This window comes from Limosilactobacillus vaginalis DSM 5837 = ATCC 49540 (assembly GCF_000159435.1).
GTDB classification, from domain to species: Bacteria; Bacillota; Bacilli; order Lactobacillales; family Lactobacillaceae; genus Limosilactobacillus; species Limosilactobacillus vaginalis.
Genome location: NZ_GG693511.1, coordinates 1 through 213, shown reverse-complemented (window position 1 = coordinate 213; position 213 = coordinate 1). Strand labels below are relative to the sequence as shown.

Here is a 213-nt window from a genome sequence, read left to right as displayed (position 1 = left end):
ATGGGACGCTGGCTTGCTGGCAGGCTCATGAAAGAGCTGGGGCTGGTCAGCTGTCAGCAGCCGACTCACCGGTATAAACGTGGTGGTCATGAACATGTTGCTATCCCTAACTACCTTGAAAGGCAGTTCGCCGTGACCGAGCCAAATCAGGTGTGGTGCGGTGATGTGACCTATATCTGGACGGGTAAGCGCTGGGCGTACCTCGCCGTTGTT

At 56.3% G+C, this 213-nt stretch carries 1 pseudogene; it reads left to right on the top strand.

From position 1 onward, the window contains the following. Positions 1 to 213, top strand: a pseudogene (locus tag HMPREF0549_RS09200) (IS3 family transposase); the annotation flags it as partial.